At 66.9% G+C, this 24,678-nt stretch carries 24 protein-coding genes; 12 read left to right on the top strand and 12 right to left on the bottom strand.

Features of this window, described 5'->3' with window-relative positions:
* Window positions 1–420 precede the first annotated feature (420 nt).
* Window positions 421–1,938: a serine hydrolase gene (locus O5O43_RS08115; protein WP_271083381.1), complete on the bottom strand. Its 1,518-nt coding sequence runs from the start codon at window positions 1,936–1,938 to the stop codon at window positions 421–423.
* Window positions 1,939–2,249: 311 nt separating this feature from the next.
* Here O5O43_RS08115 and phaP point away from each other — a divergent pair, with 311 nt between their 5' ends.
* Window positions 2,250–2,753, top strand: a complete 504-nt coding sequence (phaP, locus tag O5O43_RS08110; protein WP_271083380.1) for a TIGR01841 family phasin — start codon at window positions 2,250–2,252, stop codon at window positions 2,751–2,753.
* Window positions 2,754–2,849: 96 nt separating this feature from the next.
* On the opposite strand, the gene O5O43_RS08105 is transcribed toward phaP, so the two are convergent.
* Entirely contained in the window at window positions 2,850–5,429 is a 2,580-nt protein-coding gene (locus O5O43_RS08105) for an HWE histidine kinase domain-containing protein (RefSeq protein ID WP_271083379.1), read from the bottom strand.
* A complete protein-coding gene (locus tag O5O43_RS08100; protein WP_271083378.1) occupies window positions 5,426–5,992 on the bottom strand; it encodes a biliverdin-producing heme oxygenase in 567 nt (188 codons plus the stop codon). Before O5O43_RS08100 ends, O5O43_RS08105 begins: the two co-directional genes overlap by 4 nt.
* A 186-nt stretch (window positions 5,993–6,178) precedes the next feature.
* Between O5O43_RS08100 and clpS the strand changes: the two genes are divergently transcribed.
* Both clpS and clpA read left to right on the top strand, forming a co-directional pair.
* Window positions 6,179–6,511, top strand: a complete 333-nt coding sequence (clpS, locus tag O5O43_RS08095; protein WP_271083377.1) for an ATP-dependent Clp protease adapter ClpS — start codon at window positions 6,179–6,181, stop codon at window positions 6,509–6,511.
* Window positions 6,512–6,523: 12 nt separating this feature from the next.
* On the top strand, window positions 6,524–8,839 hold the full coding sequence (gene clpA, locus O5O43_RS08090; RefSeq protein WP_271083376.1) for an ATP-dependent Clp protease ATP-binding subunit ClpA: 2,316 nt from the start codon (window positions 6,524–6,526) through the stop codon (window positions 8,837–8,839).
* A gap of 73 nt (window positions 8,840–8,912) precedes the next feature.
* On the opposite strand, the gene O5O43_RS08085 is transcribed toward clpA, so the two are convergent.
* Window positions 8,913–9,221 carry a CsbD family protein gene (locus O5O43_RS08085; RefSeq protein ID WP_271083375.1) on the bottom strand — a complete coding sequence of 103 codons (309 nt, stop codon included), beginning with the start codon at window positions 9,219–9,221 and terminating at the stop codon, window positions 8,913–8,915.
* 154 nt (window positions 9,222–9,375) lie between these two features.
* Here O5O43_RS08085 and O5O43_RS08080 point away from each other — a divergent pair, with 154 nt between their 5' ends.
* Together O5O43_RS08080 and O5O43_RS08075 are read left to right on the top strand one after the other, a co-directional pair.
* Window positions 9,376–9,738 (top strand): phage holin family protein, encoded by a 363-nt coding sequence (locus O5O43_RS08080; protein ID WP_271083374.1) that lies wholly within the window; start codon window positions 9,376–9,378, stop codon window positions 9,736–9,738.
* A gap of 69 nt (window positions 9,739–9,807) precedes the next feature.
* A complete protein-coding gene (locus O5O43_RS08075) occupies window positions 9,808–10,380 on the top strand; it encodes a DUF2239 family protein (RefSeq protein ID WP_271083373.1) in 573 nt (190 codons plus the stop codon).
* Here O5O43_RS08075 and O5O43_RS08070 read toward each other — a convergent pair.
* The 5 genes from O5O43_RS08070 to O5O43_RS08050 all read right to left on the bottom strand — a co-directional run bounded on the left by O5O43_RS08070 (window position 10,377) and on the right by O5O43_RS08050 (window position 14,116).
* Window positions 10,377–10,772, bottom strand: coding sequence for a hypothetical protein (locus O5O43_RS08070; protein WP_271083372.1), 396 nt, complete (start codon window positions 10,770–10,772; stop codon window positions 10,377–10,379). The two genes, O5O43_RS08075 and O5O43_RS08070, sit on opposite strands and share 4 nt — an antisense overlap.
* 1 nt (window position 10,773) lies before the next feature.
* Window positions 10,774–11,778: a cobaltochelatase subunit CobS gene (gene cobS, locus O5O43_RS08065; protein ID WP_271083371.1), complete on the bottom strand. Its 1,005-nt coding sequence runs from the start codon at window positions 11,776–11,778 to the stop codon at window positions 10,774–10,776.
* A 10-nt stretch (window positions 11,779–11,788) separates the two neighbouring features.
* Window positions 11,789–12,901, bottom strand: coding sequence for an NAD(P)/FAD-dependent oxidoreductase (locus O5O43_RS08060; RefSeq protein WP_271083370.1), 1,113 nt, complete (start codon window positions 12,899–12,901; stop codon window positions 11,789–11,791).
* Between the two features lie 10 nt (window positions 12,902–12,911).
* Complete coding sequence (locus tag O5O43_RS08055; protein WP_271083369.1) at window positions 12,912–13,340, bottom strand: organic hydroperoxide resistance protein; 429 nt, start codon at window positions 13,338–13,340, stop codon at window positions 12,912–12,914.
* 101 nt (window positions 13,341–13,441) lie between these two features.
* Window positions 13,442–14,116 (bottom strand): J domain-containing protein, encoded by a 675-nt coding sequence (locus O5O43_RS08050; protein WP_271083368.1) that lies wholly within the window; start codon window positions 14,114–14,116, stop codon window positions 13,442–13,444.
* A 45-nt stretch (window positions 14,117–14,161) separates the two neighbouring features.
* On the opposite strand from O5O43_RS08050, the gene O5O43_RS08045 reads away from it, so the two are divergent.
* The 4 genes from O5O43_RS08045 (at window position 14,162) to O5O43_RS08030 (ending at window position 18,892) form a co-directional block, all read left to right on the top strand.
* Window positions 14,162–14,461, top strand: coding sequence for a BolA family protein (locus O5O43_RS08045; protein ID WP_271083367.1), 300 nt, complete (start codon window positions 14,162–14,164; stop codon window positions 14,459–14,461).
* A gap of 77 nt (window positions 14,462–14,538) precedes the next feature.
* On the top strand, window positions 14,539–16,365 hold the full coding sequence (locus tag O5O43_RS08040; protein ID WP_271083366.1) for a response regulator: 1,827 nt from the start codon (window positions 14,539–14,541) through the stop codon (window positions 16,363–16,365).
* A 91-nt stretch (window positions 16,366–16,456) separates the two neighbouring features.
* Complete coding sequence (locus tag O5O43_RS08035) at window positions 16,457–16,897, top strand: RcnB family protein (protein ID WP_271083365.1); 441 nt, start codon at window positions 16,457–16,459, stop codon at window positions 16,895–16,897.
* A gap of 291 nt (window positions 16,898–17,188) precedes the next feature.
* The gene (locus tag O5O43_RS08030; RefSeq protein WP_271083364.1) at window positions 17,189–18,892 is read left to right on the top strand and encodes a cisplatin damage response ATP-dependent DNA ligase; all 1,704 of its coding nucleotides are present in this window, start codon (window positions 17,189–17,191) and stop codon (window positions 18,890–18,892) included.
* On the opposite strand, the gene O5O43_RS08025 is transcribed toward O5O43_RS08030, so the two are convergent.
* The gene (locus O5O43_RS08025; RefSeq protein ID WP_271083363.1) at window positions 18,889–19,509 is read right to left on the bottom strand and encodes a hypothetical protein; all 621 of its coding nucleotides are present in this window, start codon (window positions 19,507–19,509) and stop codon (window positions 18,889–18,891) included. The genes O5O43_RS08030 and O5O43_RS08025 overlap by 4 nt on opposite strands.
* A 115-nt stretch (window positions 19,510–19,624) precedes the next feature.
* Here O5O43_RS08025 and O5O43_RS08020 point away from each other — a divergent pair, with 115 nt between their 5' ends.
* The 3 genes from O5O43_RS08020 to O5O43_RS08010 are packed head-to-tail and all read left to right on the top strand — an operon-like array spanning window position 19,625 to window position 23,572.
* Entirely contained in the window at window positions 19,625–20,614 is a 990-nt protein-coding gene (locus O5O43_RS08020) for a mechanosensitive ion channel family protein (protein ID WP_271083362.1), read from the top strand.
* Window positions 20,615–20,620: 6 nt separating this feature from the next.
* Window positions 20,621–21,637, top strand: a complete 1,017-nt coding sequence (locus tag O5O43_RS08015; RefSeq protein WP_271083361.1) for a beta-eliminating lyase-related protein — start codon at window positions 20,621–20,623, stop codon at window positions 21,635–21,637.
* A 51-nt stretch (window positions 21,638–21,688) separates the two neighbouring features.
* Window positions 21,689–23,572: an ABC transporter ATP-binding protein/permease gene (locus O5O43_RS08010; protein WP_271083360.1), complete on the top strand. Its 1,884-nt coding sequence runs from the start codon at window positions 21,689–21,691 to the stop codon at window positions 23,570–23,572.
* Here the strand turns inward: O5O43_RS08010 and O5O43_RS08005 are convergent.
* Window positions 23,557–24,042: a chemotaxis protein CheE gene (locus tag O5O43_RS08005; RefSeq protein WP_271083359.1), complete on the bottom strand. Its 486-nt coding sequence runs from the start codon at window positions 24,040–24,042 to the stop codon at window positions 23,557–23,559. The genes O5O43_RS08010 and O5O43_RS08005 overlap by 16 nt on opposite strands.
* Window positions 24,039–24,626 carry a response regulator gene (locus tag O5O43_RS08000; RefSeq protein ID WP_271083358.1) on the bottom strand — a complete coding sequence of 196 codons (588 nt, stop codon included), beginning with the start codon at window positions 24,624–24,626 and terminating at the stop codon, window positions 24,039–24,041. Before O5O43_RS08000 ends, O5O43_RS08005 begins: the two co-directional genes overlap by 4 nt.
* Window positions 24,627–24,678 lie beyond the last annotated feature (52 nt).

Raw genomic sequence — 24,678 nt, 5'->3', positions numbered from 1 at the left:
GGCCTGAGCCCGCCGCCCGTCGCGGGCCTATCGCCTGAGGGTCCAAAGGACCCGGGACCTGTGCCGACCTTCGCCGAGGCGGAGAGTCCGGCCCTCCCGGGGTGTCCGTACACCCGCTGGGCGACGCTCGCGGACTCGGTCGGGGACGGAGCCTCGGCGCGAGCCGAAAAACATTTCATCGGTCCCCGTAACGCGAAAGCAGGGGGCCACCTCGGTTCCGGGCGACCGCCCAGGCTCCGTCGACTTCCCCAACCCGTTCGCAGCGGAGGAACGATGGGGTGTGTCTGGCTTCTCCCTCCCCTTCATGAGGAGGATGGTCGATGCGCAGCAACGACGGGGTGGGGTTGGAATAGTGAGTTCACACGGACGAACCCCTCTCGCTTTGCTTACCCATCCGCTCCCGTCGGGAGACGGAAAGCCTCACCCGCCCGGACGGACCACCATGCAGGTGACCCGGCGGGCGTCCAGGGCCTCGCAGGCGCTGCGGGCGGCGGCCTCGGTCATTCCGGTGAAACGCGAGCGGTGCCAGCCGGCGACGGTGACGACGTTGCGCTCGGCGTTGCTGAAGCTGGAGCGGAAGCGGCGGTTGACCTCGGTGAGCCAGTTGCGGGCCACGGTCTCGTCACGGAATGCGCCGACCTGCACCGACCAGCCGCCTGCGGGCGGGGTGGCGGTGCGGGCCGGAGCCGTCGGACGCGGCGGATTGGCGACGGCGCCGCGGTTCAGGCCCGAGGTCGTGCCGGCCGGCGGGGCGACGCCGCCGTTCAGATTGGCGGTCAGATTGCCGGTGCGCGGCGCAGACGCCTCGGCCCGCCGCATCGGCGCCGCAGGGCCGTAACCGGCGGTCGTGGGAGGCGAGGCGACGGCGGCCGTCGAGACCGGGGTCGGCGTCGGCGCGGGCAGCGGGGCGGTCCAGGTGAGGGCGCTGGAGCCCTGGCCTTCCTCGCGCTCGGCGGTCGGGGCGCCGTTCAGGGCGGCGTAGGCGACTGGACCGCCGGTGTCGGGTCCGCCGAGGCCGAAGCCGCGCTGCTCGAAGAAGGCCTGGGCCACCTGGATGCGTTCGCCGGCGGCCCTGCGGTTCTCGACCTCGAAGCCGGTGTCCATCAGGGCGGCGACGTGGGCGTTGCGGGTCACGCTGGAGCGCCCGCCCAGGACGATGGTGATGATGCGCTTGCCGTTGCGCACGGCCGAAGCGGCCAGGTTGTAGCCCGAGGCGTTGGTGAAGCCGGTCTTGATGCCGTCATAGCCGTTGCCCGACAGCAGAAGGCCGTTGGTGTTGCGATAGTCGCGCCCCTGGTAATGCCAGTCGTGCAGACCAAAGTAGCTGTAATATTGAGGATAATCGCGCATGATCGCACGGGCCAGGATGGCCAGGTCTCGAGCCGAGGTCAGCTGGCGGCTGTCCGGCAGGCCGTTCGGATTGACGTAGCGGGTCTGGGTCATGCCCAGCTCCTCGGCCTTCAGCGTGGCCATGGAGGCGAAGCGCGCCTGGGAGCCGCCGATGTGCTCGGCCAGGGCCATCGCCATGTCGTTAGCCGAGCGGACCGTGGTGGCGCGCATGGCGTCGTCCAGGCGAATCGTCTGGCCCGCGGCGAGGCCCAGCTTGGACGGCGGCTGCGAGGCGGCGAGAGGAGAGATGGTCAGGACATCGTCGAGATCGGCCGTACCCTTCTCCAGCGCCTCGAACACCAGATAGAGGGTCATCATCTTGGTGACCGAAGCCGGGTAGCGGCGGCTGTCGGCGTGCCGGGCGAACAGGACCTCGCCCGTGCCGGCGTCGACCACGATGGCGGCGTAGCGGTTGTTCTCGCCCGTCTGGGCCTGGACCCGGCCGAGACCGAGGCTTCCCAGTCCGACCAGCAGCGACAGGGCGCAGAGGCCGGCGACCACCCGCTGCAGGGCGAGGCGGCGGCTGGGGCTGGAATCGTTACGCTTCATCGGCAAGCCAAGCCTCGTAAAACCGTGACGCGACGACGGCCCCCCGACGCGACGCAAGTGATGAGCCTACCATGAGGCCGGCAGGTTTCACGGTGGTTAAGAAGGTATCAACGCGGATTTGAACGCGCGGAACCTGATCGATCCGGTCGCATTCAACTGATCGTCGATCACATGTTGCACTGCACAAAATCTCTTGACCCTTGTTCGCAGTTGCACCATATGAGCGCCATCGACCGGGAAGGCCCCGGGATGAGACCCTTTCAGCGGTCGCCCATGCAGCGGTCGCGATCAATCGGTTCAGGAGACTTCAAATGACTGACGCCACCACCACTGTGAAGAAGACCATCGAGCAGGCCGCCGCCGCGACCGTCGAAGCCCAGAAGGCCCAGACCGAGCAGTTCAAGGCCGGCGCCGAACAGTTCCAAGCCAAGGGCACGCAAGCCCTTCGCGACGGCATGGAAAAGACCTCGGCTTCGATCGCCGAAATGACCGCCCAGTCGAAGCAGAACCTGGAAGCCCTGACCGCTTCGGCCGCCGCCGCCCAGAAGGGCGCCGAGGCGCTTTCGGCCCAGGCCCTGAACTACGGCAAGACCAGCTGGGAACACGGCGTCGCCGCCGCCCAGACGATCTCGCAGGCTCGCTCGATTCAGGAGCTGATCGAGCTGCAGACCAACTTCGCCAAGTCGGCGATGGAAACCTACCTCTCGGAAGTCACCAAGATGACCGAAACCCTGACCGGTTCGGTCAAGGACAGCTTCAAGCCGATCAATGAGCGCGTCACCGCTTCGGTCGAGAAGTTCCAGGCCGCCCGCTAAGGCGACCTGCTCAAGAATTAACCGCGTAACGAAAGGGCCCTCCGGAGCGATCCGGGGGGCCTTCTTGTCGTAAGGTCGGTCCTGTCCGCTCGGGCGCTATTCCCGGCCGACCGGTCCCAGCAGACCGTCCAGGGCGCGAGCGACGTTCTCGACCGTGTAGGGTTTCTGCACCACCGGACGGCCGCGATGGTCGGACGGCAGGTTGGCCTGTTCGCCGTAGCCCGTGGCGAACAGGAAGGGGATGCGCAGCTCCGCCAGCCGGTCGGCGATCGGATACGAGTTGCGGTCACCCAGGTTGATGTCGAGCACGGCGACGGTGGGCCTGCGGGCCTCGATCTGATCCAGGGCGCCCATGACGGTGGCGGCCGTGGTCACGGTCGCGGCGCCGAGCCGCTGGGCGATGTCTTCGGCGTCCAGAGCGATGATCAGGCTGTCCTCGACCAGCAGGACATCGTGGCCCGCAAGGATCTTGGGCGGCGGAGCCTGGGGGTGGCCAAGGGAGGGACGGGGATAGCGGAGCGCGGCGCCGGCCGGGATCTGGCGCGGTTCCGAAATGTGGCGGGCGGGGATGACGAAGGTCGCGTGCACCCCCTTGGGATCGTACTCCAGGCGTGCCTTGCCGCCGAGGTCGTACGGTATGGAGCGGTCGATGATGGTTGTGCCGAAACCCCTGCGTGTCGGGGGCGCGACCGTCGGGCCGCCGGTTTCCCGCCATTCCAGAGTCAGATCGCCCTTGGCGTCGCGATGCCAGCTAAGCGTGACCCTTCCTCCCTCCGCGGACAGGCTGCCGTATTTGTTAGAATTGGTGACCAGTTCGTGGACCACGAGCGCCAGTGTCGAGTAGGCGTTAGGGTTGAGGAAGATGGCCTCCCCCTGGGTGATGATCCGCTCGTGGTCGTCCACGAAGGCGGCCGCCTCCGCGTCGATCAGAGCCTGCATCGGGGCAGGGCCCCAGTGGTCGTCGGTGATCTGGTTGTGAGCGCGGGCCAGCGCATGGATGCGGCCGTCGACGACCTTGGCGAAATCCTCGACACTGCCGCCTTCGGTGCTCGATTGGCGGATCAGGCCGCGAATGAGGCCGAGGATGTTGCGGACCCGGTGATTGAGCTCGGCGATCAGAAGTTCCTGACGGGCGCTGGATTGCTGGCGCTCGGCAGAGGCTTCGTCCGCGAGACGGAGCACGACTTCGATCAGGGTGGCGCGCAGGGTTTCGGCGACCCGGATTTCCGAACTCGTGAAAGGTTGGGACTTGCCTTCGACCAACTCCTTCCACTCTGCGAAGCTTTCGCGTGGCGTCAGGCGGGGACCGTTGGGGCCATAGGCGACGGGCTTGTGCGGGTCGCCGCCCCAGCGCACCGAGTGGATCAGTTCCTTGCGAAACAGCACCACATAGTCACGTGGGCTGCGCGAGATGGGGATGGCGAGCAGGCCTGCGGCCTCCGAAGCGAAGGCGTCAGCGTCGGGTATGAGAGAGCCGATATGGTCGATGGCGAAAATCTTGCCTGCCGCCGTGCCGTTCAGGGCCCGGGCGATGCGACGAAACTGGTCCGGGGGAGGGGTCGAGCCCGAAAACGCGTAGGACCCGCCCAGCCAGACCCCGACGCCGTCGGCCGGGATCGCGTGGGTCAGGATGTCGCCGAGCCAGTCGGGATCCTTCAACAGGGTCTCGTCGGAGGCGACGGCGCCCAGGAGCTGATCGGAGATATCTCGGGCGCGACGTTCGTACTCCACCGTCTGCTGACGCTCCCGGCTCTCCAGACGCATGGAGAACATCTGGGCGAAAAGTTCGGAGACCGAGCGTCGCTCGAAGCTCGGACAGCGGGGCGAATAATGATGGCAGGCGAACAGGCCCCACAGTCTGCCCTCGACAATGATGGAGATCGACAGCGAGGCGCAGACGCCCATGTTCTTCAGATATTCGATGTGGATCGGCGAAACCGAGCGCAGCACCGACAGCGACAGATCCAGAGGTTGGCCGCTCTCGTCGCGCCGGGGGATGATCGGAACCGGTGTGGCGTTGACGTCGGTGATCACCCGCAGCAGATTGCGGCGATAGAGTTCGCGCGCTTGGGCCGGGATGTCGGAGGCCGGGTAGTGCAGGCCCATGAACTGGCCGAGCCCGGCCTTGACCGCCTCGGCCACAACCTCGCCAGATCCGTCCGCAGCGAAACGATAGACCATGACGCGGTCGAAGCCGATGAGGGCCCGGACCTGGCGGGCGCCCTCGCGGAAGAAGGCGGAGAAGTCGGCGGTCTGATCGAGGCGGGTGATCATCGATCGGACCATGCCGGTGGCGTCGCCGTGCTCGCCCGACGCCGGCTCGGCCTCGATGACGACCTGGCCGCCCGAGAAATGTATTGCGATGTCGAACTGTCGTCCGTGGCCGATGTCGCACTGAAACAGTCGCTCCACCGAATCCGGACCACGCAGCATGGCCGAGCGGTTACGCAGGTCGTGGACGGCCTGGGGAGAAAAGACCTTGTCGACCGGCAGGCCGAGAAGTTCGGAGGGCTCGCGACCGATGAACTGGCCGACGTTGGCCGAGACGCGGGCGACAAGCCAGTCGGCGGTCAAGGCGATCAGGAATCCGATGGGCTGGATCGCGCCGAGAATGTGGATCGGTTCGCGTTCGCAGTTCGTCAGGTCGACGGCAGGAAAGTCGGACGTCTCTGTCAAGCCTGGCCTTCCTCAAGGATAGTGTCCGCCGAGGACGCAAAGGCTTCGAACACGGACGTCGCGACGCGGACCGCGTCGTCGATGTCGGCCTGAGAGCTTAGCCGTTGTTCCAGAACTGTCACGAATGCGCGCCAAGCCGCCGGGTTCCCGGGGGTCAGAAAGGTTTTGGGGCGGTCATCCGGCACGTTGCGAACCAGGATGGCCCCGCCAAGTCGCGAGCCTTCCAGCACATAAAGCGCGCCGAGTATGTCGGCTTCCGAACTTAACGGAGGTGCGGCGACGCGTGTCGGATCGGGCAGGCCGAGCGCCGCGAGGTCGGCGCGCAGGGCGTGGGACCTCCGGCGCGCGGGCCAGTCGTCGATGAGCTCGCCGACGCCCGCCGCCTCCAGCGCCTCTTCTACGGGGAAATAGGCGCCGGCTTGGGCGAGGAGGAAGGCGCCGTAGTCATCGGTGTCGGTCAGATCGAACGTGGAGAAGCGGGCGTCGAGACGCTCGTGGGCTTCGGAAGTCGCTGCGCGAAGGGCCAATCGAGGGGAGACAGCGTGGGAAGTCGGGTCGGCCATTGCCGGATCCTAGAGCCCGGCTCGTGAGAGCGCCAGCGCAGAGGGTTGCCTCCCGCAAAAGGGCGGGGCGACGTGGTGCAGGCAAAGTAGTGTCGGCGTTCACGACACCCGTGACTGGACGAGACTACAAAACCGGCTGATGCTCCCTACATAGCGTTTCGACTCCCCCGAAATGACGGATGACGGATGCCCACCAAACGGCCGGGTGAAGGACAGGATCAGGGCTTCGGCGCTGCCACCATCACCGAAACGAAACCGAAGCTTCAGAAGCCCTCGCTCTATCGGGTGCTGATCCTGAACGACGACTACACGCCGATGGAATTCGTCGTCTATGTGCTGGAGCGGTTCTTCCAGAAGAGCCGCGAGGACGCGACCCGCATCATGCTGCACGTGCACCAGCATGGCGTCGGAGTGTGCGGCGTCTTCACCTACGAAGTGGCCGAAACCAAGGTCGCCCAGGTGGTCGAGACGGCGCGCCGTCACCAGCACCCGCTGCAATGCACTATGGAAAAAGACTGAGAGGATCTCCCCATGCCCTCATTTTCACGTCCTCTCGAAGAGACCCTTCACCGCGCGGTCTCCTACGCCAATGAACGCCGCCACGAATACGCGACGCTCGAACACCTGCTGCTGGCCCTGATCGACGATCCCGATGCGTCGGGCGTGATGAAGGCCTGCAACGTCGACCTGACCGCGCTCAAGACGGCGCTGACCCTCTATGTCGACACCGACCTGGCCGCGCTGGCGACCTCGGACGGCGACGACGCCAAGCCGACCGCCGGTTTTCAGCGCGTGATCCAGCGCGCGGTGATCCACGTCCAGTCGTCGGGCCGCGAAGAGGTGTCCGGCGCCAATGTGCTGGTCGCCATCTTCTCGGAGCGCGAGAGCCACGCCGCCTATTTCCTGCAGGAGCAGGACATGACGCGCTACGACGCGGTCAACTACATCGCCCACGGCATCGCCAAGAAGGCAGGGCAGGGTGGTGAAGTGCGTCCGGCCAAGGCCAACGGTCAGTCGCCGGAAGAGGCCGAGGACGCCGCCGCCGTGAAGTCGGGCGGCGAGGCGCTGGAAGCCTACTGCGTCGATCTCAATGAGAAGTCCAAGAACGGCAAGATCGACCCCCTGATCGGCCGTCAGGCCGAGGTTGAACGCTCGATCCAGATCCTGTGCCGCCGGACTAAGAACAATCCGCTGCTGGTCGGTGAACCGGGCGTCGGCAAGACGGCCATCGCCGAAGGTCTGGCGCTGAAGATCGTCAAGGGCGAGGTGCCGGACGTGCTCAAGGGCGCGACCATCTACTCCCTCGACATGGGCGCGCTTCTGGCCGGGACGCGGTATCGCGGCGACTTCGAGGAGCGGCTGAAGCAGGTCGTCAAGGAATTGGAGAACCACGAGGACGCCATACTGTTCATCGACGAGATCCACACGGTGATCGGCGCAGGCGCGACCTCGGGCGGAGCGATGGATGCATCCAACCTGCTGAAGCCAGCCCTGGCCTCCGGCTCGCTGCGCTGCATGGGCTCGACGACCTACAAGGAATATCGCCAGCACTTCGAGAAGGACCGCGCCCTGGTGCGTCGCTTCCAGAAGATCGATGTCAACGAGCCGACGGTCGAGGACACGGTGAAGATCCTCAAGGGTCTCAAGAGCTCCTACGAGGGTCACCACAAGCTGCGCTACACCGATGCGGCGATCCGTTCGGCCGTGGAGCTATCGGCCCGCTACATGACCGACCGCAAGCTGCCCGACAAGGCTATCGACGTGATCGACGAGGCGGGGGCGTCGCAGATGCTGCTGCCGGAATCGAAGCGGAAGAAGGTCATCGGCCAGAAGGAAGTGGAAGCGGTCATCGCCAAGATGGCCCGCATCCCGCCGAAGTCGGTCTCCAAGTCCGACGTCGAGGGTCTGCGTGAGCTGCAGAGCGATCTGAATCGCGCCGTCTTCGGTCAGGACGCGGCGATCGAACAGGTGGCCTCGGCCATGAAGCTGGCCCGCGCCGGCCTGCGCGATCCGCAGAAGCCGATCGGCTCGTTCCTGTTCGCCGGCCCGACCGGCGTCGGCAAGACCGAGGTGGCCAAGCAACTGGCCTCGACCCTGGGCATCGAGATGCTGCGCTTCGACATGTCGGAGTATATGGAGCGGCACACGGTCAGCCGCCTGATCGGCGCGCCTCCGGGTTATGTCGGGCATGACCAGGGCGGCTTGCTGACCGACGCCGTCGATCAGCATCCGCACGCCGTGGTCCTGCTGGACGAGATCGAGAAGGCCCACCCGGACGTCTACAACATCCTGCTCCAGGTCATGGACAACGGGATGCTGACGGACGCGGTCGGCAAGAAGGTCGATTTCAGGAACGTCGTCCTGATCATGACCACCAACGCCGGGGCCGCCGACAACGCCCGCGCCTCCATCGGCTTTGGCCGGGGCAAGGTCGAGGGCGAGGACGAGAAGGCCATCCAGCGCCTGTTCGCGCCGGAGTTCCGCAACCGTCTGGACGCGGTGGTCAGCTTCAAGGCCCTGCAGCCGGAGGTGATCCGTCAGGTGGTGACCAAGTTCGTCCTGCAGCTGGAAGCCCAGCTGGCGGACCGGAACATCACCATCGAGCTGACCGACGACGCGGCCGACTGGCTGGCGAAGAACGGCTTCGACGAACTGTATGGCGCACGTCCCCTGGGCCGTGTCATCCAGGAGAACATCAAGAAGCCGCTGGCCGACGACATCCTGTTCGGACGTCTGACGCGCGGCGGCCATGTGAAGGTCGAGCTGAAGGACGGCAAGATCGCCTTCGACATCAAGCCCGCTTCCGGCGGGCCGGTGAAGGAGACGATCGAGGGGGAGGCGGTCTGACGGCCGTCGCCTTCACTCCAAAGCAAAAGGCCCGGGAGCGATCCCGGGCCTTTCGTTTGTCTGGCGCTGAAACCTAGTACCGACGGCGGCCCGAGCCGGCCATCAGGAAGGCGATGCCGGCGATGATACCGGTGGTTAGAAGGGGCTTGCGACGGGCGAAGTCGAGGCCGGTCTTGACCGGGCCGCGCAGGTCTTCCGGGGCGCGGTCGGACAGGGTGTCGAGCTTGTCGATGGCGCGGCCGTAGTAGTCCAGCGCCTTGCCCTTCACTTCCTCGAACTTGCCTTCGAGTTGCAGCTTGGTGTCGCCGGTCAGGTTGCCGAGGCCGCTCTTCAGCTTGCCGTTCGCGCCGGTGACGGCGCCTTCGATACGTTCGTCGGTCATGGTCGAAATCCTTGCAAAAAATCGTGCCGGGGAGGCGTGTCGCAATAGCGTGCGGCGACGGCCCCGGTTCCTCCGCCAGCGAAGGATTGCGGGCCGCGCAACGCCATCGGATATGAAGCGTTGCAATAATGGCGAAACATGGAGCGAGATGCCGATGCTGAGGTTCATCCTGCAAGCTCTGGTGACGGCCCTCGGCCTTTGGCTGTCGGCCTATCTGGTGCCGGGCGTGGAGTTCCTTTCGACCGGGTCGCTGATCGCCGCGGCGGTTCTGCTGGGCCTGGTCAACGCGATCGTGCGGCCGATCCTGACCTTCATCACCTTCCCGCTGACCGTCGTCACCTTCGGCCTGTTCCTGCTGGTCGTGAACGCGGCGACGATCGGGCTGACGGCGATGTTCCTCGGAGGGTTCGTGGTCGGCGACCTGTGGGCCGGGATCGGGGCGGCCGTCGTGACCGGACTGGTCAGCTGGATGGTCGGCTGGATCGTGCCGGATGAGCGACGCGTCGAACGCGAATAATATCCGGGCGTTATTGACGCACAGTTTTCGTCCGGGTAAATCGCGGCGATCCCGCTGGAGAGTCCGTCGATGCCCGCCGCCCAAGTCCAATCCTGCACCGCCTTCGCCGGCCATCGCCTGATTGCGTCGGGCCCCCCGCGCGAGGTCGTAGGGGCCGTGAAGGCGGTGGTCGAGGCGGGCAAGAGCGTGCTAGTGTTCGACGACGAGGACGCCCGGCCGGTCGAGTTCGATCTGCGCGGAACCCTGGACGAGGTGCTGGCACGCCTGACGCCTGCGGTCGAGGAGAAGCGCGGTCCGGGACGGCCCAAACTCGGCGTCACGGCGCGAGAGGTGACCCTGTTGCCGCGTCACTGGGACTGGCTGGCGGGCCAGCCCGGCGGGGCGTCGGTCGCGCTGAGGAAGCTGGTCGAAGGGGCGCTGCGAGAGACCGAGGGGCCGGATCGGGTGCGCAAGGGCCGAGAGGCGGCCTATCGCTTCATGACGGCCGTGGCCGGGGACCTGCCGGGGTACGAGGAGGCGACGCGGATGCTGTTCGCTGGGGATTGGACGGCGTTCGACGCGGCGGTCGAGGGGTGGCCCGAGGGGGTGCGAGACCACGTCCGGATGCTGGCGGGGCGGACGTGGCGGAATGGTGAAGACTAACGGTCTTTGATGATCAGTTCGACGTCTACGTCCGCCAATGCGCCAGTGCTAATGCCTGCCTCGGCAGCGGCTGCTCGAATGAACTTGATCCAAGCATCGTTGGTTCGTTTGTTCACAGAGTCTCGCCAGAGGTCGAGAACCTGACGATTACTTGAGAAAAGTACCGCGACTTTGTTGGCCTCCATTGCGTAGGCGCGTCGCGTTTCTGGGGCAGCTTCGTCGTGCATGGCCGAACGGAGAGCGAACAGCTTCACAAGGTAATCGACCTGAAGTCGATGAAACTCCTGCCGTTTCAGCAAGGCCAAGCCGAGCGCGACCACCACCAAGCCAGTGATTATGGTAGCGAGCGCTCCGATAATCGCGCCGACAAGGGCCGCTGTCTCAGCCGTCATTTCACCCCACCTTCACCCGCGTCGCGGCCTCGGGGAGGTCTTCCCCGAACGCCCGCTGGTAGAACTCCGCGATGGTAGGGCGTTCCAGCTCGTCGCACTTGTTGAGGAAGGTCAGGCGGAAGGCCAGCCCCAGGTCGCCACCGAAGATGGTCGCGTTCTGGGCCCAGGTGATGACAGTACGCGGACTCATAACCGTGGAGATGTCGCCGTTCATGAAGGCGTTGCGGGTCATGTCGGCGACCCGGACCATGGCGGCGATGGCGCGACGACCGTCTGCCGTCGCCCACTCCGGGGCCTTGGCGGCGACGATCTCGGCTTCGACGTCGTGGTCGAGGTAGTTGAGGGTGGTGACGATCGACCAGCGGTCCATCTGGCCCTGATTGATCTGCTGGGTGCCGTGATACAGGCCCGAAGTGTCGCCCAAACCGATGGTGTTGGTCGTGGCGAACAGGCGGAAATATCGGTTCGGGCGGATCACGCGGTTCTGGTCCAGCAGGGTCAGGCGGCCTTGCGCTTCCAGCACGCGCTGGATCACGAACATCACGTCGGGCCGGCCGGCGTCGTATTCATCGAACACCAGGGCGATCGGGCGCTGCAGGGCCCAGGGCAGCATGCCCTCGCGGAACTCGGTGATCTGCTTGCCGTCCTTCAGGACGATGGCGTCCTTGCCGACCAGGTCGATACGGCTGACGTGGCTGTCCAGGTTCACGCGCACCAAGGGCCAGTTCAGGCGGGCGGCGACCTGTTCGATATGGGTCGACTTGCCGGTGCCGTGATAGCCCTGGACCATGACGCGGCGGTCGTGGGCGAAGCCGGCGCAGATGGCCAGCGTCGTCTGAGGATCGAAGCGATAGGCCGGATCGACCTCTGGCACATGGCTGTCGACCGTCTCGAACAGGGGCACGGTCATGTCCGAGTCCACACCGAAGGCCTCGCGTACGGAGACCTGATGGTGGGGTTCGAACGTCAGCAGAGGATCGGGGGTCGCGTCGAGGGGGGAGGCCATGCGTGTGCGATTATCGCACCGCCGTCGGGTGGTCGAGACCCAGACCGCGCTTAAGCGCCTGTTCGATCAATCCGGGGACGGATGTGGCGATCGGCGGGGCGATCCGCTTCACCAGACGCACGCCCGGCGACTGGCCGGCGACGAAGCCGGTCAGGCCGCGCGAGGTCTTCACCCAGGCCGCGTCGACGGCATGGCGGACGCGGGCGTAGTCGGCGATGCGACTCAGGTCTCCGTTCAGGGCGTCCACGGCGCAGACGGCGAAGACGAAGGCGTCCTCGATGCCGAGGTTCATGCCGCGCCCGCCGATGGGGGAGTGGATGTGGGCGGCGTCTCCGGCCAGGGCGACGCGGCCGACGGCCATGGTCGGGACCATCCGGTGCGAGACCTTGAACTCCGACCGCCACAGGACCCTGCCGGGCGTCCATCCGGCGGGAAGGCGGGGCAGCAGGTCATCGCCGAAACCGATAATGCGGAAGACGCCGCCGGCGAAGGGCAGGGTAATCAGGGGACCGGCGCGCTGGAAGTCGACGCGCGCTTCGTCCCGCGCCGCGCCCTCGATCTCGACGTCCACCAGATGCCAGGGCAGGTCCGAGGCGTCCCCGGGGAAGTCGAGGTTCAGGGCGTGGCGTGTCGCCGAATGGGCGCCGTCCGCGCCGAGCAGGAGGGCAGTCGTCACTGTCTCGCCCGGCGACAGGGTTGCGGTCACCGTGTCGGCGGTTTGTATCAGGCCTGTGAGCCTGGCATCGTATTCAGGCCTCACGCCATGCTCTGCGAGCGCTTCGGCCAGCAGGGCCTCGGTGCGGGCCTGAGGCAGGATGGTCATGGGACGGCCCGGCGCGACGCGGTCCCAACGCGGGCGGACGGTGGTGTTGACCCGGCCGTTCGTGCCGATGCGGATGACGCCGATGTGCTGGCCCTCGCTGAGGATGCGGTCGGCGACGCCGGTCTCGGCCAGCAGCTCCAGGGTGCGCGGATTGACAGCAAGAGCCTTGGAGGTCGTCGTCGGACCCGGGGCGGCATCGACAACGCGTGCGCGAACACCCCGGCGCGCCAGGAAAAGCGCCGCCGCCAATCCCGTGGGACCGGCGCCGACGATCAGGACCTGAGGAGGCAGGGCGCTCATGCCCGTCAGACTATTCCGCAGACAGATCCACGTCGACGTTGCCACGCGTGGCGTTGGAATAGGGGCAGACCTGATGGGCGGCGGCGATCAGGCCGTCGATCGTCGCCTTGTCGAGGCCGTGGTCCGTGACCTTGATGGCGATGTCGAGGTTGAAGCCCTCGCCGCGCGTGTTCGGACCGATTCCGACCGTGGTGTGGATCTTGGTGTCCGGCCCGACGGGCGTGCCTGCCTTGCCCGACACCAGGCGCAGGGCGCCCATGTAGCAGGCGGCGTAACCAGCCGCGAACAGCTGCTCCGGATTGGTGCCCGCACCGCCCTGGCCGCCCATTTCGGCGGGAAGGGACAGCAGGACGTCGATCTTGCCGTCGTCGGTCGTCGAACGGCCTCCGTCGCGGCCGCCGCCGGTGGAGGTGGCATGGGCCTTGTAGAGGATGTTCATGGTCAGGCTCCTGTGAGTGCGGAGCTTGAACTTAGTGTCTCCTCCACGTCGCGCCAGCGCTTGAACGGTGGATCTGTAGCGGAGCGCGGGAAGGGACGAGTCTAAGCCGCCAGCCCGGCTTTCTTCAGAGTCTTGTACGCCTTGATCACGCGCTGGAGTTTGGCTTCGGCGCCGCGGTCGCCCTGGTTCAGGTCGGGGTGGAAGCGTTTCAGCAACTCGTGATAGCGCGCCTTGACCGCCGTCTTCTCGGTGCGGATGTCCAGGTCGAGGTCGGCAAGCGCCTGCCGCTCCAGCTTGCCGATTCGCAGGCCTTCTTCTTCCCGCACCGCCTGTTCGCGGACGCGGCGGCCGAACAGGCCAAAACTGTCCTGCCAGGAGCCCGAACCGGTGTTGTTGGCTGTGCCCATTTTGGCGGCGAAGGCGGCCGCTTCGCGCGAGTTCTTGCCGGCTTTCATCTCCCAGGTCGGGCGACCACCGGTCATGGCCTCGTTTTCCTGGGCCGCGCGGACCTGGGCCTCATTCATGCCGGCATAGAAGTTCCAGCCCTTGTTGTATTCGCCCGCGTGGGCCTGGCAGAACTCATAGAAGTCGTTCAACCGCTCGCGCGATTTGGGCGCCTTGGCTGTGGCGGCGCGCGAACAGTCGGGCCATTCGCAAGGCTTTTCGCCAGGCTTGAGGCGCAGAACGTCGGCCTCGGCTTCGGCTGCTTCGCCGGCCTTGGGCGGTTTGATCCGCATGTCCTTGAAACGGGGCTTGTACTCGAATGACGCGGCCATTGGGCACAGTGTAGGGTCGATTTGGTCACCATCAAGGAAACCGACATGCCGGAAGGCCCGATCGCGTCGATTATACGGGAAAAACTCATGTCCGCGTTCCAGCCGACCCGGCTGGAGCTGGAGGACGACAGCTGGCGCCACGCCGGACACCATCACGAAGGCGGGATGGACGCCCGCCCCGGCGGCGAAAGCCATTTCAACCTGACCATCGTGTCGGAGGCCTTCTCCGGCGTCGGGCGGTTGCAGCGGCAGCGCGCCGTCAACGCCGTGCTGGCCGACGAATTGGCGGGACCGGTGCACGCCCTGTCGATCAAGGCACAGAGTCCCGATGAAGCCGGGGGTTGAGGAAAGACCAGCGTTCACTTCGTCTTAGAAGGTTCGTCATAGCGTCACCTCGGGAAGTTCAGGGACGTGGGGTACGCATGGTTGGGTCCGAGGATATTGGCAAAAGCCTCGAGTCGACCAAGTCGGCCGGCGTCAGCGCCTCCGAGGCCGCTCAGGCCCTGACGGCTATCCTGCAGACCCAGTACCTGCGCTACATCATCATCGGCAGCTGGGCGATCGGCCTCCTGGGCACGGTCGGTTGGGTCGAAGCTGTCGTCTGGTTCCTGGGCACGGTCGGCGCCGGCGCCATTCGCGGCAAGTTCGAAAAATCGATGGCGGGTCGGGTCGACGCGGGCTGGGGCCTGCTGTTTCCCGCTGTCGCCACCGTGACCACGGCCGCCTGGGCCTCCGCGCCCCTCATGGCATGGTTCTCGGGCCATCCGTTCGGCCATCCGCTGGCCGTGGCGCTCCTGATCAGCGGCTATGTCCTCGTCTTCGCCCAGCTTAGAAGCTCGCCGAAACAGGCCGTCGTGATCTCGTCCCCCTATACGGCGGTGGCTGTCGCCATCGCCGTCAGCCTGTGGGGCGGGCCGATGTTCTGGTCCTTCCTGAGCATCATGCCCTTCACCGCCGCCGGCATGTTCGTGCTGGTGACCATGACCATGCTTCGCGAGGAGCGGATCAAGGCGTTCCAAGAGCATCAGGCTCACCTTATCGAGGAGCTCGAGGCTGCCCGCGACAAGGCCGACGCCGCGAACCAGGCCAAGTCGAATTTCCTCGGCGTCATCTCGCACGAACTGCGCACGCCGATGAACGGAGTTCTCGGCGCGGCCCAGCTCTTGGGCGCGACGCGTCTGGAAGCCACGCAGCGCGAATATCTCTCGATCATTCGCAACTCGGGCGACAATCTTCTGAGCCTGCTGAACGACATCCTGGACATGACCAAGATCGAGGCGGGCAAGATGACCTTCGAAGTCATCGACATTCAGCTCGACGATCTGCATCGGCGGGTGACCGGCCCGTTCGTGGCCCAGGCCGAGGCCAAGGGGCTGGAGTTCCGATCGACCTTCATCGGCGAGACTCCCGCAGTAGTGCGCGGCGACCCGTTGCGCGTCTGTCAGGTCATCCAGAACCTGCTGTCGAATGCAGTAAAGTTCACCGAGAAGGGCCTGATCGACTACCGCGTCGAATCGACCCGTATCAGCGACAAGCGCGTCTCCTTCGCCTTTTCGGTGACCGATTCGGGCGCTGGCATTGCCGAGGCCGATCTGGAGCGGCTTTTCCAGCCCTTTACCCAGGCCGACGCCTCCTCGACCCGCCGTTTCGGCGGCACCGGTCTGGGGCTGACCATCGCGCGACGCATGGCCAACATCATGGGCGGGGACATCACCGTGACCTCCACCGTGGGTCAGGGCTCGACCTTCACCCTGATCGTGGAAGCCGACGTGGTCGAGTGGTCGACAGTGACCGAGGCCGAGGCCATCGACGCCGAGGTCGGCGACGGCGAATGCCTGAACGTGCTGGTGGTCGAGGATCACCCGGTCAACCGCATGATCCTGGAAGCCTGGCTGGGTTCGGCGGGCCACTGCACCGCCACCGCCGAGAATGGCCAGATCGCCGTCGATATGGCGAACCAGCAGCGGTTCGACCTGATCATCATGGACGTCAACATGCCGGTGATGGACGGGCTGAGCGCAACGCGCCTGATCCGCACCAAGGGCCAGAACTCGGAAACGCCGATCGCCGTCCTGTCCGCCTCGGCGCGGAACGAGGACCATGCGGCGGGTCTGGACGCGGGTGCCGACGCCTATCTGAACAAGCCTATCGACTTCGCCGCCCTCGCCCAGCTGATGCAGACCGTCCGTGGCGGCCGCGCGAGCGTCCGGGTCGCGGCGGAATTGGGCGAAACGGCGGCCGCCGCCTGAACCTGACCCGACCGGCGTCGTTCAGACCCGGCTCAAAGCCGGAAACCTAGTGTGGGGGCAAGTCGGAAGCCCCCGACAGTAGGAGTATGTGATGAACAAGTTCGCCACCGCCGCCCTGGCCGCCGTGATCGCCACCGGATCCATCGGCGTCGCCTCTGCCGCAGACGCCCAGTCGCGTTACGAGCAGCGCCAGGATCGCCGCGACGACCGTCGCGAGTACCGTCAGGACCGTCGCGAGGACCGCCAGGAGTACCGTCAGCAGGCTCGCGCCTACGACCGCTGGCAGCGTGCGGAACGTCGCTACAGTGCCGGTCGCTACGCCCCGCCGCGCGGCTACCAGGTCCGCCAGTGGAGCTACGGCCAGCGGATTCCGAGCTACTACACGCAGGGCTATGTGGTGAACGACTACAGCCGCTACGGCCTGCGCGCCCCGCCCCGCGGCTACCACTACGTCCGTTCGGGCAATGACGCGGTCCTGGCAGCCGTCGCCGGTGGTCTGATCACCGCCGTGATCGCGGGTCTGTTCAACTAAGACCTGAGGATTTGGACTCCGAGGACGCCGAGTCCAGAGAGTCCAAATCTGCAACAGAACGTCAGGACATCCCCTCAAGGCGTTCGAAAGATTGATCCTAACCTGCCCCCCGATCGCGCCGGAGTGAGACCTCCGGGGCGTTTTCGCGTGTCTGACCTTCGTGCGCCCCGGCAACGCCTGAGGTGCGGACGGCAGAGGCTAGACAAGGCGGTGAAGCTGGATCGGAGACCAATCGGCTTCTTCGGAGTTTGCCTGTGGACCCCAGCCCTCGCCGGGTGCACGGATGGAAGAATGCGCGCCTTCGCCGAACTGCTGGATCGCCTGGCGCTGACCGGGTCGCGGAACGCCAAGCTGGTGCTGTTGAGGGACTATCTGCGCGCGACGCCGGACCCGGATCGCGGCTGGGCGCTGGCGGCCCTGACCAGCGAACTGGTGTTCAACGACGCCAAGCCGGCGATGATCCGGAGGGCCGTGGAGGCGCGGGTCGACCCGGTGCTCTTCGGCTGGTCCTACGACTATGTCGGCGACCTGGCGGAGACGGCCGCCCTGATCTGGCCCACCGATCCGAACCATAGGCCCAATCGCGAGCCGGAGCTGGGCGAGGTCGTCGACGCCCTGGCCGCCGCCAAGCGCAGCGAGGTGCAGGGTCTGATCGAGGGCTGGCTGGATGCGCTGGCCCCCAAGGGGCGGTGGGCGCTGCTGAAGCTCGTCACGGGCGGGATGCGGGTCGGGTTGTCGGCCCAGCTGGCGCGGACGGCCGTGGCGATGATGCGGCCCGAGACCGTGACCGAGGCGCCGGACCCCGGAGGCGGGGAGGCGACGACGGCGCTGGAGCCTCTGACCGCCGCCGACATCGTCGAGGTCTGGCACGCGGTGAAGCCGCCCTATGCCGAACTGTTCGCCTGGGTCGAAGGCCGGGCCGAGCGACCGGACACCGAGGCGCCCGGCCGCTTCCGCCAGGTCATGCTGGCCGTAGCCATCGACGAGGCGGTCGATTTCGACAAGCTGGACCCCGCCGACTACGCCGCCGAATGGAAGTGGGACGGCATCCGTGTGCAGGCCGTGCGCGAACAGGGCGTGTCGCGGCTCTATTCCCGCCACGGGGACGAGATCACGGGCGCCTTTCCCGATCTGATGGACGCCCTGACGTTCGAGGGGGCGATCGACGGGGAGCTGCTGGTCATGCGGCCCAATGAAACAGGAGAGCCTGCGGTCGCGCCGTTCGGCGACCTGCAGCAGCGACTGAACCGGAAGACGGTCGACGCCAAGCTGATGGCCGCCTATCCGGCTTCGCTCTACGCCTACGACCTGCTGGGAGAGGCGGGGGAGGACCTTCGCGGACGGCCGCTGAAGGAACGCCGGGCGCGGCTGGAGGCGGTGGTCGCCGGTCATGAGGGCGAGCGGCTGTATCTGTCGCCGGTGGTGGATTTCGACAGCTGGGAAGGCCTCGGCATGCTCCGCGCCGATCCGCCGGTCGGAGCGGCGGCCGAGGGGCTGATGCTGAAGCGTTGGGACAGCGCCTACGTCGCCGGACGGCCGAAAGGGCGGTGGTTCAAGTGGAAGCGCGATCCGCACGTCGTCGACTGCGTGATGATGTACGCCCAGCGGGGGCACGGGAAGCGGTCGAGCTTCTATTCCGACTACACCTTCGGCGTCTGGACGGCGGAGGGGGCGCTGACCCCCGTGGGCAAGGCCTATTTCGGCTTCACGGACGAGGAGTTGAAACAACTCGACAAGTTCGTCCGCGATCACACGGTGGAGCGGTTCGGGCCGGTGCGGTCGGTTCGCGCCGAGCGGGATTTCGGCCTGGTTCTGGAGATCGCCTTCGAGGGTCTGCAGCGCTCGCCCCGGCACAAGTCGGGAGTGGCCATGCGCTTCCCGCGCGTCAGCCGCATACGCTGGGACAAGCCGGCGCGGGAGGCGAATACGCTGGACGACGTGATGGACCTGCTGGACCAGCTCGAGAGCGGCGGCGGGCGGGTGGCGAAGATCTAGGCCGACTTGCGGACCGTGCGCCAGGCGCGGTCGATCTGATCGGTGACGCCGCAAAGCTGAAGGAAGGTCACCACGGCGACCGGCGCGGCGACCACTGCGGCGGCGAGAAGCGAAAACTCGGCGGGCGTAGGGGCCGTCGCCTCGATCATCAGCGGAATGAGGCCCCAGCGGGCGGGGAAGGGCTGGACGTCTATGGCGGGCTCGCCGCGCAGGTGGGGACAGTGTTTCAGAGACAGGTCCGAGCAGCGACGATGCAGCGGTGCGATCGCGCCCGCGTCGACCACGACCTGTTCGTCGGCGATGGTCGGGGGCAGGCCGCTCGCCCGGCCCGACGCCCGCAGCCGTCCGGCGGCGAGGCGACGGGCGACCTGGGTCACGCGGTCGCCGGGCGTCGTGGGCTGTCCGCACATCGGACAGAGCATCCGGGTCATGCTGAGTCGCTGACGCAGGAGATGGTTCTTTGAATACTCCGGCTTGCCGAAGCCCGGCTGCTCGGATTGCACGAGCGCCAGTTGGCCGCCGACCGAAGGACAGGGCCGGACGCCCTGGATGGTTTCCGCCGTCCAGCTGGTGACCCAGGGCACGTCCACGCCGACGACCAGTGATGATTGACGCAAGACCTTGCTCCTCCCCAGACAGTCTCACTGTGCGCCGCTCGCATGGCGCCGTCGAGGGGCTGTAAAAGTGACGTCGTCGGGTTCCAAACTCCGCGCGGGGCGTTAGACCCCGCTCATGACGTCGAGCGCCGATCCTCTGAACACCCTCATCGCCACCGGACAGCAGGCCGTCGCCGTGGATGCGGTGATGCTGGCCAAGCTGACCCAGATCGCAGGCGACTTCGCGGTCAATCTGACCGTCGCCCTTCTGATCCTGACCGCGACCATCTTCGCGGCCAAGTGGGCGGCGGGGGCGACGCGCAAGGCCCTGGGCCGGGTAAGGGGGTTCCGCCACGACCCGACGGTGCTGAGTTTCGCCGTGCAGGTGGTGCGGGTCGTCGTCTTCCTGATCGGCTTCATCGCCGTGCTGCAGCGGCTGGGCGTGCAGACCACCTCGATCATCGCGGTGCTGGGCGCCGCGTCCCTGGCCGTGGGTCTGGCGTTGCAGGGGACGCTGTCCAACGTGGCGGCGGGGGTGATGTTGCTGGTGCTGAGACCCTATCGCGTGGGGGATCTGGTCAACATCGGCGGCAATGTCGGCAAGGTGCAGCGGCTGGACCTCTTTTTCACCCAGCTGTCGGACGCCAACAACGTGAAGATCATGGCCCCGAACGGGAAGGTGTTCGGCGACATCATCCTGAACCTGTCGGGCCAGAAGACGCGCCGGATGGAGCTGAAGATCGGCGTCGGCTACGGCGACAATCTGAATACGGCCAAGGAGGCGCTGGTCGGCGCCGCGAGCAGCGTCGCAGCGGTCCTGCCCGATCCCGCGCCCTGGGCGGGGGTGACCAATCTTCTGGACAGTTCGGTCGAGATGACCCTGGCCGCCTGGGCGAAATCAGAAGACTACTGGCAGGCCAAGGCGGACGTCTTCCAGGCCGCCAAGGAGGCGCTGGACGCCGCCGGGATCGAAATTCCATTCCCGCATCAGGTGGCGGTCCCCTATGGCGAAGAAAACGCGCCGATGCCGAAGGCGGCCGAGGGCGTCCACGGTTTGCGCGGTCGGACGAATCCGCGCAGCGCGGGCTTCGACACCCGCCCCGACGATGACCAGACAGAGGCCTGATCCGCGATGCGCTACGATTTTGGATCGGACAACACGGCCGGCATGGCGCCGGCGGCGCTGCAGGCGTTGATCGCGGCGAACGAGGGCTATGCGCGGGCCTACGGCGCGGATGACATTACCGCCCGCGCCGCCGACCAGATTCGCCAGAGGCTCGACGCGGACGCAGAAGTCCGGTTCGTCTTCTCGGGCACGGCCGCCAACTCCATCGCCCTGTCGATGCTGGCCTGGCCGCACGAGGCGGTGCTGGCCCATCACGCGGCGCATATCTGTACCGACGAGACGGGGGCTCCGGGCTTCTTCGGCCAAGGCGTGGGCCTGATCGGCCTGCCGGGGCTGTCGGGCAAGATCGAGCAGAAGGCGCTGGAGGCCGCGCTCGAGGAACCGGAGGTCGGGCATCGCCAGCCGGCGGCGGCCCTCTCGCTGACCCAGTCCACGGAATACGGCACGGTCTATACCGAGGAAGAGCTGCGCCATCTGATCGAGCCGGTGAAGGCGCGGGGGTTTGGCGTGCACATGGACGGCGCGCGTCTGGCCAATGCGGCGGCGGCGGGCTTTGATCTGACACAGATCGCGCGTCTGGGCGTCGATGTGCTGGTGTTCGGCGGGGCCAAGGCCGGCGGGCTGTGCACCGAGGCCATCGTCATGTTCGACAAGTCGCTGGCCCGGCGGGTCGAGAACCGGCTGAAGCAGGCCGGGCAGACGGCGTCCAAGGGGCGGTTTCTGGCGGCGCCCCTGCTGGGGATGCTGGAGGCCAATGCCTGGGAGTACGGGGCCGCCCACGCCAACCTGATGGCCCAGAGGCTGGCGGCGGGGATCGCGACGCGCTCGCGCTTCGTCCTGGCCCATCCGGTCGAGGCGAACGCCGTCTTCGTGCGGATGCCGGCGATGGCGCACGCGAAGCTCAACGAGCTGGGCTGGGCCTGTTACCGGTTCGACGACGGCTCGGTGCGGTTCGTCTGTTCCTGGGCGACCGAGGAGGCCGTCGTCGACGAAGTCATTGAGGCGATCGCCGGACTTTCGTGAGGCTCCGGCGCAGTCCATATCCACCCCATGGCGCGTGGTGAACGATCAGGAATGCGGGGCGGTGGCGGCATAGAGGCCAAGGCGCAGCGCGCAGGGGCGGAAGCGGAACCCCCGGTCGATCCCAAGACCTTGCCCGCCCTGCTGGACCTGATCAAGCTGGTCGGCCGATCAGGCGCGCCGCAGCTGCGGCTGCGGCTGGTGTTCTCGATCCTGCTGACCATCGCCGGCAAGGGGCTGGGCGTGTTGGCGCCTCTGGTGCTGGGCGCGGCCGTCAACCATCTGGCGGCGGATCAGCCGGCCGGCGTGTCGGTCGGGCTGGGGTTCGCGGGCTTCGCGGTCGGCTGGGCCCTCGTGCGATTCCTGTCCTCAGGCGCGCCTCAGTTGTCGGACGTCGTCTTCGCCCCTGTGCGTCAGGCGGCGCAGCGAACGGCCGCGACCGAGACCTTTGCTCACGCCCTCAGCCTGTCGCTGGATTTCCACCAGACCAAGCGGTCCGGCGCCCTGTCGCGGACGGTGGATCGCGGCTCTCGCTCGGTCGACTTCCTGCTGAGAATCCTGGCTTTCAACCTCGTGCCGACCGGGCTGGAGTTGATCCTGGCGGCGGCGGTCCTGGGCGGGAAGTACGACTGGCGGTTCGCCGCCGTCGCCGTCGTGGTGGTGGTGATCTACACCGGCCTGACCTTCGCCATCTCCAACTGGCGGATCGAGCACCGGCGGACGATGAACACCGCCGATACCGAGGCGGCCGGTCAGGTCGTGGACGCCCTGATCAACTACGAGACGGTGAAGTCGTTCGGGGCCGAGACGCGGGCGGCCCTGGGGTACGACCGCGCGCTGGGGGCCTATAACGCGGCCGCCCTGAAGGCGAACAGTTCGCTGGCGCTGCTCAACGCGGTCCAGGCCCTGATCATGAACATCGGCCTGGGCGTCATGGCCGTGATGGCCGGATTTGAGGCGGCGGCCGGGCGGATGGGGCCGGGCGACGTGACGGCCGCGGTGCTGATCCTGATTTCCCTCTATGCGCCCCTGAACATCCTGGGCTTCGCCTACCGCGAAATCCGCCAGTCCTTCATCGACATGGAGGAGATGCTGAAGGTCACCCGGCAGACGCCTCAGGTCGCCGACGCGCCGGGCGCCGCCGATCTGGTGCGGCCGGAGGGACGGAGGGGCGGGGCGCTGGCGTTCGAGGACGTCTCCTTCCGCCACGACGCCCGCGCCAACGGTCTGGAGGACGTGTCGTTCACGGTGACGCCGGGCACGACGACGGCTCTGGTCGGGCCGTCGGGATCGGGCAAGTCGACGATCGTGAAACTGGCTCTGCGTCTGCTGGATCCGCAGGTCGGGCGAGTGGTCATCGACGGCGCCGATGCGCGCGACGTGACCCAGGCGTCGCTGCGGCGAGCGGTGGCCCTGGTGCCTCAGGACGTGGCCCTGTTTAACGACACTCTGGCCGTGAACATCGCCTTCGCGCGACCCGAGGCGACCGAGGAGGCGGTCTGGGCGGCGGCCGAGGCGGCCGAGCTGGCGGCTTTCATCCGCAGCCTGCCGGACGGGATGCAGACCCGCGTCGGCGAGCGGGGTCTGAAGCTATCGGGCGGAGAGCGTCAGCGGGTCGGCATCGCCCGGGCGCTTTTGGCCGATCCCTGCATCCTGATCCTGGACGAGGCGACCAGCGCGCTGGACAGCCGGACCGAGGCGGCGATCCAGAAGACGCTGCGGAAAGCCAAGGCAGGACGGACGACGCTTGTCGTCGCGCACCGCCTGTCGACCATCGCCGACGCAGAGCAGATCCTGGTGCTCAAGGCTGGACGGATCGTCGAGCGCGGCGCCCACCACGAACTGGTGGCGCGGGTCGGCGGCGAATACGCGGCCCTGTGGAAGAAGCAGACTCGCGGTGCGCGCGTCGGGCTTGACGAGGCTCAGTCGGGGGACTGATCGATCGTCGGGATCTTGTGCTTCACCATGTGGTGCAGGTTGGCGAGGATTTCGGTCCGCGCGGCTTCGGCGTCCTCGGGCAGGCTTAGGATCAGCTGAAGCGCCTGGGCGTGGACTGTGACGATGCGCCAGTCGAAGGCTTTGCCCTGTTCGGCCGCGTCGATCAGGTCACACAGACCGGCGGCGGCCTTGCACAGGTCGTCGCGGTCGAACGGCCCGGCGGCGTCGATCACGGCGCTCGACAGCTCATAGGCCTCGTTCAGTTGCAGGATCGGATCCATGCCGGGGCCGGGCGGTTTCAGGGCGGCAAGACGGGCGATGCGTTCGGCGACGATGGCCTGACCCTCGGCCTTGAGCGCGTCGAGATTGGCCTTGGCCTGGGCCATGGCGGTCCCGACGCTGAGCCCGCCGGGCTGGTCGATCAGGGTCGACAGGCGCGAAGTGCGCGGCTTCCACATTACGACGGTCATGACTGTGTTTCTCCGGCGGCCTCGGCCGCGGCCGCCTGTTCAGCCTGGTGCTGGGCCAGCCGCACCATGTCGGCGCGGCGTTCGTCTTCCTTGCGCGGCTTGGACGCCACCAGCCGCCGGTCGGGTCCGGAATAGTCGCCGGCCTCCAGAAAGGGCCGGTTGTCGCGCGCGACCCAAATGATCCGCTCCAGCACCGCCGCCGCGCTGAACGGCTTGGTGACGAGGAAGTTGGCGCCGCAGTCGCGCACGTCGGCGACCCGCGACCGGCGCACGTGGCTGGCCGTCATCAGGATCGGCACAAAGGCGTTGGGCTCCAGCCCCGAATGGCGCAGCCAGCGCACCAACTCGTGGCCGTTGGTGCCGGCCATCTCGCAGTCGACCATCAGCAGGTCGACGGGATGGGTTTGCAGGATTTCACGGGCTTCCGAAGCGCTCTTCGCCACGTATTTGACGCGGATGCCGAAGCCCTGCAGGGCCTGAAGCGTGACCTCCAGACTAAAGGCGCCGTCGTCAACGACCATCACGACCGCGCCGGTCAGGTTGAAGACGGCGCTCTCGCGCAGGGGCTCTTGGGCGCCGCTCATGCGGGACCCTCTGATCGGACAGGCGAAGAAAACATGGGATGCCCGGAACGCT

The organism is Brevundimonas sp. NIBR11 (assembly GCF_027912535.1).
GTDB lineage: Bacteria > Pseudomonadota > Alphaproteobacteria > Caulobacterales > Caulobacteraceae > Brevundimonas.
The sequence above is the reverse complement of the archived record's forward strand: the minus strand, read 5'-3'. Positions and strand labels throughout refer to the sequence as shown.